The following is a 12,450-nucleotide window of genomic DNA, read 5'->3' as shown; positions in this document are numbered from 1 at the left end:
CCGGTGCGTTGCACGAATGAATGTGTTGCCGCGAATCCTAACCCCGCATCGCCCGCCGCGGTGCCATACGCCACCCGGCGTATTTCCGGGTTGACCGCCGCTACCCAGAATCCATCCCATCGTTCGTGCAGGGGCCGGACCCGGAGGGGGAGGCGGCGCGGCGAGGTTGGCGAATTTCAATCATTGCGGAGAAGCACACATGCAACGTCGTTTCACACTCAAGGCCCTGACGGCTGCCGTCGCGCTGGCTGGCGCAGCGGGTGCCATGCCTGCCCTGGCGCAGTCGGGCAACACCATCAAGGTCGGTGTCCTGCACAGCCTGTCGGGCACGATGGCCATTTCCGAAACCGTCCTGAAGGACACCATCCTGATGGCCATCGACGAGATCAACGCCAAGGGTGGCGTGCTCGGCAAGAAGCTCGAACCCGTCGTGGTCGACCCCGCTTCCAACTGGCCCCTGTTCGCCGAAAAGACCAAGCAACTGCTCGGCCAGGACAAGGTCTCGGTGATCTTCGGCTGCTGGACCTCGGTGTCGCGCAAGTCGGTGCTGCCGGTCGTGGAAGAAATGAACGGCCTGCTGTTCTACCCCGTGCAGTACGAAGGCGAAGAACTCTCCAAGAACGTGTTCTACACCGGTGCTGCTCCCAACCAGCAAGCCATTCCCGCTGTCGACTACCTGATGAGCAAGGAAGGCGGCGGCGCCAAGCGTTGGGTCCTGCTGGGCACCGACTACGTGTATCCCCGCACCACCAACAAGATCCTGCGTGCCTACCTGAAGTCCAAGGGCGTGAAGGAAAGCGACATCGACGAGAAGTACACCCCGTTCGGCCACAGCGATTACCAGACCATCGTTGCCGACGTGAAGAAGTTCTCCGCCGGTGGCAAGACGGCTGTCGTCTCCACCATCAACGGTGACTCCAACGTTCCCTTCTACAAGGAACTGGGCAACGCCGGCCTGAAGGCCAAGGACGTGCCGGTCGTCGCCTTCTCCGTGGGCGAAGAAGAACTGCGCGGCGTGGACACCAAGCCGCTGGTCGGCCACCTGGCTGCCTGGAACTACTTCATGTCCATCAAGAGCCCGGCCAACACCGAGTTCATCAAGAAGTGGAGCGACTACGCCAAGGCCAAGAACATCGCCGGCCACAAGGACAAACCGCTGACGAACGACCCGATGGAAGCCACCTACATCGGCATCATGATGTGGAAGCAGGCCGTCGAGAAGGCCAAGTCGACCGACGTCGACAAGGTCATCGCCGCCATGGCCGGCCAGACCTTCAAGGCACCGTCGGGCATCGTGTCCAAGATGGACGAGAAGAATCACCACCTGCACAAGTCGGTGTTCATCGGCGAAATCAAGGCCGACGGCCAGTTCAACGTGGTGTGGAAGACGCCGGGTCCCGTGAAGGCCAAGCCCTGGAGCCCGTACATCGAAGGCAACGACAAGAAGAAGGACGAGCCCGAGAAGAAGTGATCGGCACTTGCTGATTGCTGCAGAGGGAATGGGAGGGGCCACGCGCCCCTCCTTTTACGAGAAGCGGGCGCGGATGTTGCTATTGCCATGCATGACGCCCGAAAAGCTGTTGGAGATTTCCGTTTGACAACGCGACGCTGCATTCAGATGGTCCGTCAGGTGGCCAGTCGTTTGGCCTGCGCCGCCCTGGTGTTGCTGGGTGCCGTGGTGCAACCCGCATTCGCACTGACGGACGACGAAGCCAAGGCGATGGCGGTGGGCGAGAGTGCCGACCGCATCCAGGCGCTCGGCAAGGCCATCCAGGCTGCCGATGACAAGACAGCGGCCTTCATCCAGGCGCTGGCCGACGATGAAGTGAAGGTCGCAAACGGCAAACCCGTGGTCGTCAGGGACGACAAGGGCTACGACCCGGTGTCGGGCGCAGAAGTGAAGGTGCCCGACGATGCGGAAGACATCATCAACAACAACCTGATGCGCAGCGAGCTGGACACGGCCCTGGCTGCGCTCAAGCTCTTCAGCACGGATGACACCGTGCGCGCTGCGGCCGTGCAGTCCCTGCTGAAAGACCCTTCCGAATCGCGCCTGCCGATCATCGAGAAGGCGCTGGCCGCCGAGAAGAACGAAAGCATCAAGGCGCAGCTCGAACTGGCGCGGGCCGCAGCGCTGCTGGGCAGTGAAGATCCGGCCAGGCGCATTGCCGCAGCCAAGGCGCTGGAAGGCAGCAAGAACCCCAGCACCAAATTGCTGCTCAACGAGCGCCTGAGCGAGGAATCCGATCCGCAGGTCAAGGCGCAGATCCAGTCGTCGCTGTCCGCCATCAATGCCGCGCTGGTGTGGGGCGAGCGTCTCGGCCAGCTATTCACGGGCATCAGCCTCGGCTCCATCCTGCTGCTGGTCGCGCTGGGCCTGGCCATCACCTACGGGCTGATGGGCGTGATCAACATGGCGCACGGCGAGCTGATGATGATCGGCGCCTATGCCACGTACGTGGTGCAGGGCGTGTTCCAGAAATACTTCCCGGGCATCTTCGACGCCTACCTGATCGCGGCGATCCCGGTGGCGTTCCTGTCGTCGGCGCTGGTGGGCGCGGCGCTCGAACGCAGTGTCATCCGCTTCCTCTACGGCCGTCCGCTCGAGACGCTGCTGGCCACCTGGGGCATCAGCTTGATGCTGATGCAACTGGTGCGCACCATCTTCGGCGCGCAGAACGTCGGCGTGGAAAACCCGTCGTGGATGAGCGGTGGCTTCGCCGTGCTGTCCAACCTCACGCTGCCGTGGAACCGCGTGCTGATCATCGTGTTTGCAGGGCTGGTACTCGCGGGCATGGCGTTCCTCATCGGCCGCACGCGCCTCGGGCTGTTCGTGCGGGGTGTCACGCAGAACCGTCCCATTGCTTCGTGCATGGGCGTGAACACGGCGCGCATCGACACCTATGCATTCGCGCTGGGCTCGGGCATTGCGGGTCTGGCGGGCTGTGCGCTCAGCCAGGTCGGCAACGTCGGCCCCGACCTCGGCCAGGGCTACATCGTGGATTCGTTCATGGTGGTGGTGCTGGGCGGCGTCGGCCAACTGGCCGGCACGGTCTACGCCGCGCTGGGCCTGGGCATCCTGAACAAGCTGCTCGAAGGCTGGGCCGGCGCGGTGCTGGCCAAGATCGCCGTGCTCGTGTTCATCATCATCTTCATCCAGAAGCGTCCGCAAGGCATCTTTGCCGTGAAGGGCCGGAGCGCCGAAGCATGACGCAACTCACCACCAACGAAGCCGGCGTGCAGGCGCCCGCGCAACCTGTCGTCACGCCGGAACTCGTGCTGCCCGGTCGCAAACCGCTGATGTCGGCGAAGGGCTGGACGGCGTACCTCGTCGCGCTTGTCGTCATCTGCGCCGTCGCGCCGCTGCTCAATCTGGTCGTGCCCGACGGCAGCATCTTCCACATGAGCGACTACTACGTGGCGCTGCTGGGCAAGATCATGTGCTACGCCATCGCCGCGCTGGCCATGGACCTGATCTGGGGCTACACCGGCATCCTGTCGCTCGGGCACGGCCTGTTCTTCGCGCTGGGGGGCTACATGATGGGCATGTACCTCATGCGGCAGATCGGTCTGGACGGCAACTACAAGAGCGAGCTGCCGGACTTCATGGTCTTTCTCGACTGGAAGGAACTGCCCTGGCACTGGACTTTCAGCGGCTCGTTCATCCTGCAGATGCTGCTGGTGGTGCTGGTGCCCGGCCTGCTCGCGTTCGTGTTCGGCTTCTTCGCGTTCCGTTCGCGCATCAAGGGCGTGTACTTCTCCATCATTACGCAGGCGATGACGTTCGCCGCCATGCTGCTGTTCTTCCGCAACGAAACGGGCTTCGGCGGCAACAACGGCTTCACCGATTTCAAGCGCATCCTGGACATCCCGATCGCAACGCCCAACATGCGCATGTTCCTGTTCGTGCTGACGGGCGTGGTGCTGCTGGGCTTCTTCCTGTTCGCGCGCTGGCTGGTCCAAAGCAAGTTCGGCCGCGTGCTGCAGGCCATCCGCGACGCGGAAAGCCGCGTGATGTTCTCGGGCTACAACCCGGTCGCCTACAAGCTCACCATCTGGACCATCTCGGCCATGATGTGCGGCGTGGCCGGCGCGCTGTATGTGCCTCAGGTCGGCATCATCAACCCGAGCGAGATGTCGCCGCCGAATTCGATCGAGATCGCCATCTGGGCAGCCGTGGGCGGTCGCGCCACGCTGATCGGACCGATCGCAGGTGCCTTCATCGTCAACGGTGCCAAGAGCTGGTTCACCGTGGCCTTCCCCGAGTACTGGCTGTACTTCCTCGGCGCGATCTTCATTGCTGTCACATTGTTCCTGCCGCAGGGCGTGGTGGGGCTGGTCCGCAAGCTCACGAAGAAAAAGAACGGAGGCGCGGAATGACCCCCGACCTTCTCGAACAGGGCGCGCAGCGCATCGCCGCGCGCATGGAGGCCGTCAAGACGCAGACCGAGTCCGGCGGACGCGCGGCGGGCTATTCGCGCATTCATACGCCGGGCGAGGTGGACGTCACGCACGGCCGCATCCTGTACCTCGAAGACGTGAGCGTGAGCTTCGACGGATTCAAGGCGATCAACAAGCTGAGCCTGGACATCGCGCCGGGCGAGCTGCGCTGCATCATCGGCCCCAACGGCGCGGGCAAGACGACGATGATGGACATCATCACCGGCAAGACGCGGCCCGACGAAGGGCAGGTGTACTTCGGCAGCACGATCGACCTGCTGGCGCACACCGAGCCGCAGATCGCGCAACTGGGCATCGGCCGCAAGTTCCAGAAGCCGACGGTGTTCGAGCAACTGACGGTGTTCGAGAACCTCGAGCTCGCGCTCAAGACCGACAAGGGCGTGAAGGCCTCGATGCTGTTCCGCCTCGATTCGGGGCAAAGCGACCGGTTGGCCGAGGTGCTGCACACGATCCATCTGGCCGGCAGTGTCGGCCGCATGGCAGGCAACCTGAGCCACGGCCAGAAGCAATGGCTGGAGATCGGCATGCTGCTCATGCAGGACCCGAAGCTGCTGCTGCTCGATGAACCCGTGGCCGGCATGACCGACGAGGAAACCGCACGCACGGCCGAGTTGTTCCTCACGCTCAAGGGCAAGCATTCGCTGATGGTGGTGGAGCACGACATGAGCTTCATCCGGACCATCAGCGAGATCGTCACCGTGCTGTGCGATGGCTCGGTACTGGCGCAGGGAACGCTGGATCAGGTGCAGGCGGATGAGCGGGTCATCGAGGTGTATCTTGGGCGGTGACGGCTTCCTTTCTCGGGGAGCGAGGGCTGATGGGGCTGCGCCCTTGGCTCCGCGGGTACGGGCTTTGGTCCGTCACCGCATGGCTTTGGCGCTTGCGTCGCGGAACTCGCTACGCGGATCACTTGATCCGCTGCGCTCAGACAGCCGCGATGAGCCAGTTGACGAAGCGCGCCTGCGGCGCGCCAAGCGCCAAAGCCATGCGGCGACGGAGCCCGCACACGCGGAGCCAAGGGCGCAGCCCCACCAGCCCTCTTGGTGCGGGCGGAATGATTCTCTTGAACGCCAACAGCCGGCCCCACACGGCCTCCTCCCCATCGCGTCGCCCACGAATCGCATCCCGCACGGGAAGGCAAAACCATGCTGACAGTCAAGAACATCAACCAGTACTACGGCGGCTCCCACATCCTGCGCGACGTGAGCCTGGAAGCGCACTTGGGCAAGGTCACCGTGCTGCTCGGACGCAACGGTGTGGGCAAGACGACGCTGCTCAAGAGCCTGATGGGCCTCATCCCGATCAAGACCGGCACGATCGAATTCGACGGCAAGCCGATCCAGGCCTCGACCCCTTACGAACGTGCCCGTGCCGGCATCGGCTTCGTGCCGCAGGGCCGCGAGATCTTCGCGCGCCTGACCGTGGAAGAAAACCTGCGCATGGGCCTGGCCTACAAGCCGGGCAGCACGCCGGTGCCTGCGGAGCTGTACGAACTGTTCCCGGTGCTCAAGCAGATGCTGCATCGCCGTGGCGGCGACCTGTCCGGTGGCCAGCAGCAGCAACTGGCGATTGCGCGCGCACTCGCGCCCAAGCCCAAACTGCTGATCCTCGACGAGCCGACCGAAGGCATCCAGCCGAGCATCATCAAGGACATCGGCCGCGTCATCCGCATGCTGGCCGACCGGGGTGACATGGCCATCCTGCTGGTCGAGCAGTACTACGACTTCGCGCAAGAGCTGGCCGACGACTACCTCGTCATGGAACGCGGCGAATTCATCGCGCGCGGCCCCGGCAGCGAGATGGAAGCCAAGGGCATCCGCCAGCTCGTGGCGATCTGATCTGCAACGCCCTGCGCGGCGTTTTCACAGACGCTTTACCTGTGCAACAGGTCGAGCGCAGATATCAAACAGCTTTTCCGGCCGTTTACCTGCGCTTGACATGCGCCGGCCACCATGAAGGCTCGTTCACACCGAACGTTCACCGAAAGGAGCCTGATATGAAGACCTCGAGCAAGATCGCACTGGCACTCGCCATGACCATGGGCGTGACCGCCGTGGCCTCTGCCCAGCCGCGCTACGACCATGGCCACGGCAACAACGGGCGCGGCCCTGACCGCGTGGTGGTGGTGCGCGACGCACGCCATGCGCCGCCGCCGGTGCGCTATGTCCGCGTCGACGACCATCGCCGCTACGACAACCGTCATTTCGTGCGCTACCACCGCGGCGACCGCATGCCGGCGGCCTACCGCGGCCAGCGCTATGTGGTCAACGACTACCGCGCCTACCACCTGTCCGCACCCCCGCGCGGCCACCAGTGGGTGAAGGACGGCAACGACTTCGCACTCGTGGCCATCGCCACCGGCGTGATCGCCAGCCTGATCCTGGCGCGCTGACCGCCGCCGCTCCACTGTGGGCGCGTGGATGTGACAGTCCGGTGACGATTCATGCGAAGCCGTCACCGGCTGTCACGAATTTGCCATGAAGGCGTGGCAAGGTGGGAAGCTATGTCCGACCGTACGCCCCCCACGTCTTCCATCACACCCACCGTCGACGACGAACTCCTCCAGCGCATTTATCTGGACATGGTCGACGGCTATGACGAAGAGCTCGAGATGGAGCTCGAAGACCAGACCGAGGACCACATCGCCCGCGAAGCGGGCATCGAGCGCAAGGACCATACCGATGCCAACCGCAAGGCGCGCAAGCAGTACTTCCAGGAGCTGTTCCGCCTGCAGTCCGAGCTGGTGAAGCTGCAGGACTGGGTGGTCAAGTCGCGCCACAAGGTCGTCATCCTGTTCGAAGGCCGCGATGCCGCTGGCAAGGGCGGTGTCATCAAGCGCATCACGCAGCGGCTGAATCCCCGCGTCGTGCGCGTGGCGGCGTTGCCCGCGCCGAACGACCGGGAGCGCACGCAGTGGTACTTCCAGCGCTATGTGTCGCACCTGCCTGCAGGCGGAGAGATCGTGCTGTTCGACCGCAGCTGGTACAACCGGGCCGGCGTCGAACGCGTCATGGGCTTTTGCAACGACGATGAGTACGAAGAGTTCTTCCGCAGCGTGCCCGAGTTCGAGCGCATGCTCGTGCGCTCGGGCATCCAGCTCATCAAGTACTGGTTCTCCATCACCGACGAGGAGCAGCACCTGCGCTTCCTCGGGCGCATCCACGATCCGCTCAAGCAGTGGAAGCTGAGCCCGATGGACCTGCAGTCGCGCGTGCGCTGGGAAGACTACACCCGCGCCAAGGAAATCATGCTGGAGCGCACCCACATTGCCGAAGCGCCGTGGTGGGTGGTGCAGGCGGTGGACAAGAAGAAGGCGCGCCTGAACTGCATCAGCCACCTGCTGGAGCAGGTGCCCTACGGCGAAGTACCGCACGACGCGGTGCATCTGCCCGAACGCGTGCGCAACCCGGACTACCTGCGTCATCCGGTGCCGCCGGAGCTGTTCGTGCCCGAGCGCTACTGATGTGTTCCAGCACAACTACGGCGGTGACGAGTCCGGCCTGATCAGCGGCTACGGCTTCAGCCGTGGTGAGCCGGTGCGCGAGATCGGCACGGCACAGGCGCTGGACGAACTCGCGGGCGACGGCGACAGCTTCGTCTGGCTGCACTTCAACCTTGCACACGCGGCCAGCCAGCGCTGGCTGGAGCGCCTTGCGCAACTGCCCGAGGAGTTCTTCGAGGCGCTGAAGGACGGCGTGCATTCCACGCGCATCGAGCGCACCGACGAAGCGTTGGTGGCCGTCATCAACGACGCGCATTTCGATTTCTCGTTCGAATCGTCCGACATCGCGACCTTGTGGATCGCGGTGACGCCACGCCTCGTGGTAACGGCGCGGCAGAAGCCGCTGCGCTCCATCGACCGGCTGCGCGCGGACGTGCGGCGCGGCATGCCCCTGCGATCGAGCGTCGAACTGCTCGAGCGGCTGCTACAGGCACAGGCCGATGTGCTGGTGGACATCGTGCGTGGCGTCACGACGCGCGTGGACGCGATCGAGGACGACCTGCTGGCTGGCAGGCGGCATCACAAGCGCGCGCAACTGGGTGTGCTCCGGCGCTTGCTCGTGCGCCTGCAGCGCCTGCTCGCGCCCGAACCTGCGGCGCTGTTCCGGTTGCTGCAGCATCCGCATGCCTGGATGGCCGAGCGCGACGTGGAAGAACTGCGCCAGGCGACCGAGGAGTTCTCGGTGACGCTGCGCGACATGCATGCGCTGCAGGAACGCATCAAGCTGCTGCAGGAAGAAATTGCCGCCAGCGTGAACGAGGACAACAACCGCAGCCTGTTCGTGCTGACGGTGGTGACGGTGCTGGCGCTGCCGATCAACATCCTTGCCGGCCTGTTCGGCATGAACGTGGGCGGCGTGCCGTGGAGCGGCAACGATCACGGCTTCTGGATCGTGGTCAGCATCGTCATCGCGTTCACCGCGATTGCCGGCTGGCTCGCATTCCGCAACGGCGACGACCGCTGAGACGGAATCAGGTCGACCAGATGCGCGGCTGCTCGCCGCCGAGTTGCCAGAGCTCGCGACGCCATGCACGCCACACCTGCCGCAGCAGGTCCATCGCCGGCTCCACCACCGGTGCGAGCACGCGCACGGCAATCACCTGGTCATGCGGGCTGGTGGCACCGGCGGTGTCGCGCAGCCCGTGCATGTCCATCACACGGCGTGCGGCATCGAGGGCGATTTCACGACGCTCGCGCGTGAGCGCCGTGCCCGTCGCGAAGAACAGCGTGGCGAGACATCGATGACCGGCCATGCCCAGCGGTCCGTCCATCAGAGACGCATCCGTCGCGTCGACCCGCCCGCGTTCCAGCCAGACGCCGGGAATTTCCAGATGCTGCTGGAAGCGTCCGCGCAGGTACGGTTGCTGCGCATGAGGCAAGCCGAAGGCCGTGACGTCCCAGCCGATGAGTTCGGCGCCGGGCGCGAGCGCGAATGTGGCTTCGTTGAGCGCCTTGCAATCGTTGTAGGCCAGCGCTTCGAGCGGCAGCCATTCGAGGCGGCTGCCGCTCGCCATGTCGACCCGCACGCGCTGCACGGCCAGATCGGCATCGCTCCGGTAGAACCGCGTCGCGCCGGGTGTGGTGACGAGGCCATGCGCGTTCTCGCCGACCGACACGCGGATGTCCAGCGTGTCACCGCCCACCAGCCCGCCGGGTGGGTGCACCAGCACGTTGTGGCAGATGGCGTCGCCTTCGGGATAGAGGCTTTGCAGGATGCGCAGCGGACCGTCGTGGCGGAAGTGAGCCACGGTCCGTGGCGCAGCGCTCGAAGCGTCGCGCTTGTAGTCCAGTTGCAGTGAGGCGTGCCAGGTCATGGAAATGCAGGGGCAAGGGCCCCGTGCATTCATGCCGGACGGGCGATGTGCCGACCTTGCGCCGAGGATGCGTGGAGTTTATGCGACGGCGTCGGCCGGATGCCGCGATTCCTCGACGCGCATGGCGATGTGCGCCAGTGCTTCCTCCACCTGATCCACGAGGATCAGGCACAGGTCGCCGGGCTGAAGGCGTTCGAGCGCCCTGTCGATGGCGATGAATTCGCCATTGATTTCGTCCACCGACTTGGTACGCCTGGCGTTGACCAGCCCTTCGCGCAGCAGGCGGATGACTTCGCCATCGGCGCGGCCGCGCTGGGCGGCGTCCTGGTAGAGGATCACGTCGTCGAACGCATCGCCGAGGATGACGGTCTGGTCGCTGATGTCGCTGTCGCGCCGGTCGCCCGCACCGCTGATGACCACGCTGCGCCGCTTCGACGGCATGGCGTCCACGGCGGAGACCAGGGCGCGCATCGCATCGGGGTTGTGGCCGTAGTCGGCGATGATGGTTGCGCCACGGTAGTCCATGACGTTGAAGCGGCCGGGCGCGTTGTCGGCATCATTCACGAAGCTGGCCAGGCCGCTGCGCAGCGTATCCCAGTCGAGCCCGACAGCCCAGGCTGCAGCGATGGCGGCCATGACGTTCTCCACCTGGAAGCCGATGGTGCCGCCGCGCGTGATGGGTACGTCGCGCAGCAGCACGCGTTCGCGCCACGAGCCTTCGGCCGCGACGATGGCGTCGCCGTCCAGGTAGACAGTGCGCTTGCCCTGCGCACGGTGCGCCGACATGATCGGGTGCAGGCGGCTGGGTGCGAAGTAGATCACCTGGCCGGGGCAGGTGGCGGCCATCGCAGCCACGTGGGGGTCCGCCGCGTTGAGCACGGCGTAGCCCGAGGGCGACACGTTCTGCACGATCACGCGCTTGAGCACGGCGAGGTCTTCCACCGTCGTGATGTAGTTCAGGCCGAGGTGATCGCCCACGCCGATGTTGGTGACCACGGCCACCTGGCAGCGGTCGAAGCCGAGGCCTTCGCGCAGAACCCCGCCACGCGCCACTTCGAACACGGCAGCGTCCACGTCCGGGTGCATCAGCACATTGCGTGCGCTGCGCGGGCCGGAGCAGTCGCCGCTGTCGGTCTGGCGGCCGTCGATGTAGACGCCGTCGGTGTTCGTCATGCCGGTGCGCAGGCCGCTGGCGCCCAGCATGTGGTTGATGAGACGCGTGGTCGTCGTCTTGCCGTTGGTGCCGGTGACCGCGACGATGGGGATGCGGCCGTCGTCACCGTGCACGAACATCTGGTCGATGGTGGCAGCGCCGACGTTGCGGCCCTTGCCGAACGAAGGCGAAATGTGCATGCGCAGGCCGGGCGCGGCGTTCACCTCGACGATGCCGCCGTGCTGTTCTTCCAGCGGGCGGAGCATGGTTTCGCAGACCACGTCGACGCCGCAGATGTGCAGGCCCACCATCTGCGCGGCGGCCACGGCACGTGCGGCCACTTCGGGGTGCACGTCGTCGGTCACGTCGGTGGCGGTGCCGCCGGTGGACAGGTTGGCGTTGTTGCGCAGCACGACGCGCTGTCCCTTCGGCGGCACGGATTCGGGTGTGAGCCCTTGCACCTTCAGGCGCGCGACGGCGATGTCGTCGAAGCGGATCTTGGTGAGCGAGGTGGCGTGGCCTTCGCCACGGCGCGGATCCTGGTTGACGATGTCCACCAGTTCGCGCACGGTGTGCTCACCGTCGCCGATGACCTGCGGCGGATCTCGCCGGGACGCGGCGACCAGCCGATCACCCACCACCAGCAGGCGGAAGTCGTTACCCGGCAGGTACTTCTCGACCATGACCGTGCTGCCGTACTCCGTGGCTGCGCGGAACGCGATGGCCAGATGGTCACGGTCGACGATGTTGACCGTCACGCCCTTGCCCTGGTTGCCGTCCTGCGGCTTCACGACGACGGGCAGGCCGATTTCCTGCGCCACGGCCCAGGCGTCTTCGAAGTCGGTGACCGGACGGCCGAGCGGTACCGGTACACCGGCGGCGCGCAGCAACTGCTTGGTGAGTTCCTTGTCCTGCGCGATGGATTCGGCAATGGCGCTGGTCGCGTCGACCTCGGCCGCCTGGATGCGGCGCTGGCGCGAACCCCAGCCGAACTGCACCAGGCTGCCGCGCGTGAGGCGGCGGTAGGGAATGCCGCGTGCGACGGCGGCGTCGACGATGTTGCCGGTGCTCGGACCCAGGCGCTCGTCTTCGTCGAGCTCGCGCAATTCGGCCAGCGTGGCAGCGAGATCGAACTCGCCGCCGCGCAGCGACACGGCGATCAGCTTTTCGGCTGCCTGCAGCGCTTTGCGACCGACGGCTTCTTCTGTGTATTGCACAACCACCTGGTACACACCGGCTTCCACCGTCTCGGTGGTGCGGCTGAAGGTGACGGGGCATCCGGCCTGCGCCTGCAGCGCAAGCGCAGCGGCTTCGAGCACGTGGGCCAGCGAGACCGGACCTTCATAGCCGCTATGGCGGATGGCGCCGATGGTCGGGAAGAATTCGCGCAGGCGCACCTCGAAGCCGGACATGCCGGCGATGGAGCGGGCTTCCTCGCTGCAGCGGACCACGGCTTCCAGCGACGTGTTACGGCTCCAGAGATTGGGGCCACGCAGGGCCCGGATGCGGGTGACTTCCAT

10 protein-coding genes are annotated in these 12,450 nt (G+C 65.4%); 8 read left to right on the top strand and 2 right to left on the bottom strand.

The window, feature by feature from the left end:
• Positions 1-199: 199 nt before the first annotated feature.
• The 8 genes from urtA (at position 200) to ACO2Q9_RS03675 (ending at position 8,927) form a co-directional block, all read left to right on the top strand.
• Positions 200-1,471, top strand: coding sequence for an urea ABC transporter substrate-binding protein (gene urtA, locus ACO2Q9_RS03710; protein WP_423308430.1), 1,272 nt, complete (start codon positions 200-202; stop codon positions 1,469-1,471).
• Positions 1,472-1,618: 147 nt separating this feature from the next.
• Positions 1,619-3,211, top strand: a complete 1,593-nt coding sequence (urtB, locus tag ACO2Q9_RS03705) for an urea ABC transporter permease subunit UrtB (RefSeq protein ID WP_423308428.1) — start codon at positions 1,619-1,621, stop codon at positions 3,209-3,211.
• A gap of 89 nt (positions 3,212-3,300) precedes the next feature.
• Positions 3,301-4,380: an urea ABC transporter permease subunit UrtC gene (gene urtC / locus ACO2Q9_RS03700; RefSeq protein ID WP_423309910.1), complete on the top strand. Its 1,080-nt coding sequence runs from the start codon at positions 3,301-3,303 to the stop codon at positions 4,378-4,380.
• Positions 4,377-5,249 carry an urea ABC transporter ATP-binding protein UrtD gene (gene urtD / locus ACO2Q9_RS03695; protein ID WP_423308426.1) on the top strand — a complete coding sequence of 291 codons (873 nt, stop codon included), beginning with the start codon at positions 4,377-4,379 and terminating at the stop codon, positions 5,247-5,249. The genes urtC and urtD overlap by 4 nt, the downstream gene beginning before the upstream one ends.
• A gap of 357 nt (positions 5,250-5,606) precedes the next feature.
• Positions 5,607-6,299, top strand: a complete 693-nt coding sequence (gene urtE / locus ACO2Q9_RS03690) for an urea ABC transporter ATP-binding subunit UrtE (protein WP_423308424.1) — start codon at positions 5,607-5,609, stop codon at positions 6,297-6,299.
• Positions 6,300-6,457: 158 nt separating this feature from the next.
• Positions 6,458-6,853, top strand: coding sequence for an RcnB family protein (locus ACO2Q9_RS03685; RefSeq protein WP_423308422.1), 396 nt, complete (start codon positions 6,458-6,460; stop codon positions 6,851-6,853).
• Between the two features lie 111 nt (positions 6,854-6,964).
• Positions 6,965-7,924: a polyphosphate kinase 2 gene (gene ppk2 / locus ACO2Q9_RS03680; RefSeq protein WP_423308420.1), complete on the top strand. Its 960-nt coding sequence runs from the start codon at positions 6,965-6,967 to the stop codon at positions 7,922-7,924.
• Between the two features lies 1 nt (position 7,925).
• A complete protein-coding gene (locus ACO2Q9_RS03675; protein ID WP_423308418.1) occupies positions 7,926-8,927 on the top strand; it encodes a transporter in 1,002 nt (333 codons plus the stop codon).
• A 7-nt stretch (positions 8,928-8,934) separates the two neighbouring features.
• Here ACO2Q9_RS03675 and ACO2Q9_RS03670 read toward each other — a convergent pair whose 3' ends face one another.
• Positions 8,935-9,777, bottom strand: coding sequence for an urease accessory protein UreD (locus ACO2Q9_RS03670; protein ID WP_423308416.1), 843 nt, complete (start codon positions 9,775-9,777; stop codon positions 8,935-8,937).
• Positions 9,778-9,855: 78 nt separating this feature from the next.
• A complete protein-coding gene (gene cphA, locus ACO2Q9_RS03665; RefSeq protein ID WP_423308414.1) occupies positions 9,856-12,450 on the bottom strand; it encodes a cyanophycin synthetase in 2,595 nt (864 codons plus the stop codon).

Source organism: Variovorax sp. VNK109 (genome assembly GCF_049445855.1).
GTDB lineage: Bacteria > Pseudomonadota > Gammaproteobacteria > Burkholderiales > Burkholderiaceae_C > JAGOCV01.
The sequence above is the reverse complement of the archived record's forward strand: the minus strand, read 5'-3'. Positions and strand labels throughout refer to the sequence as shown.

What these genes read in the sequence shown, in the direction of transcription:
- cphA (WP_423308414.1), bottom strand. Translation starts at nt 12,450, where the DNA reads ATGGAAGTCACCCGCATCCGGGCCCTGCGTGGCCCCAATCTCTGGAGC.
- ppk2 (WP_423308420.1), top strand. Translation starts at nt 6,965, where the DNA reads ATGTCCGACCGTACGCCCCCCACGTCTTCCATCACACCCACCGTCGAC.
- ACO2Q9_RS03685 (WP_423308422.1), top strand. Translation starts at nt 6,458, where the DNA reads ATGAAGACCTCGAGCAAGATCGCACTGGCACTCGCCATGACCATGGGC.
- urtB (WP_423308428.1), top strand. Translation starts at nt 1,619, where the DNA reads ATGGTCCGTCAGGTGGCCAGTCGTTTGGCCTGCGCCGCCCTGGTGTTG.
- urtA (WP_423308430.1), top strand. Translation starts at nt 200, where the DNA reads ATGCAACGTCGTTTCACACTCAAGGCCCTGACGGCTGCCGTCGCGCTG.
- urtC (WP_423309910.1), top strand. Translation starts at nt 3,301, where the DNA reads ATGTCGGCGAAGGGCTGGACGGCGTACCTCGTCGCGCTTGTCGTCATC.
- urtE (WP_423308424.1), top strand. Translation starts at nt 5,607, where the DNA reads ATGCTGACAGTCAAGAACATCAACCAGTACTACGGCGGCTCCCACATC.
- ACO2Q9_RS03670 (WP_423308416.1), bottom strand. Translation starts at nt 9,777, where the DNA reads ATGACCTGGCACGCCTCACTGCAACTGGACTACAAGCGCGACGCTTCG.
- urtD (WP_423308426.1), top strand. Translation starts at nt 4,377, where the DNA reads ATGACCCCCGACCTTCTCGAACAGGGCGCGCAGCGCATCGCCGCGCGC.